The following is a 584-nucleotide window of genomic DNA, read 5'->3' on the forward strand; positions in this document are numbered from 1 at the left end:
ATTGAAGTGCACGCCCCAGGACTCGTGCGCCGCGCAAAACAGGGCCGACATCTGCGGCGACACCGCGCGCGCCATCGGCCGCTCGCCCAGTTCCAGCACCTCGACCGCCGCGCCCTCGGCCGCGGCCACGGCGGCGAATTCCAGCCCGATGAAACCGGCGCCGATGACGACCGCGCGTTTTGCCGTCTTCAGCAGGGGCGCGATCGTTTCCGCATCGAGGCGGGTCTTGACGCCAAAGACGCCCGCAAGCTCCGCCCCCGGCAGGTTGAGGGGACGGTTGTGTGCACCGGTGGCCAGTACCAGGTGGTCGTAGTCGAGCGCGTCGCCCGATGCCAGCAGCAGGCGCTTGTTCTGGCGGTCGATTGCCGCACCGCGGCCGGCCACGAGTTCGATCTGCTGCTCGCCGTAGAAAGCCTCGCTGCGGAACTGCATGGCGGCGGCATCGATCTTCCCAAGCAAAAACGCCTTGGACAGCGGCGGACGCTGGTACGGCAGCCAGGGTTCGTCGTTGACGAGCGCGATCCGCCCGCTGAAACCTTCCTGGCGCAGCGACACCGCGACCTGCACGCCGGCGTGGCCGGCCC

1 protein-coding gene is annotated in these 584 nt (G+C 69.2%); it reads right to left on the reverse strand.

Annotated elements, in window-relative coordinates; translation table 11 throughout:
• On the reverse strand, positions 1-584 hold a 584-nt coding region (locus tag ACFPOU_RS23645; RefSeq protein WP_379727542.1), incomplete at both ends, for an NAD(P)/FAD-dependent oxidoreductase.

This window comes from Massilia jejuensis (assembly GCF_042656795.1).
Classification (GTDB): domain Bacteria; phylum Pseudomonadota; class Gammaproteobacteria; order Burkholderiales; family Burkholderiaceae_D; genus Telluria; species Telluria jejuensis.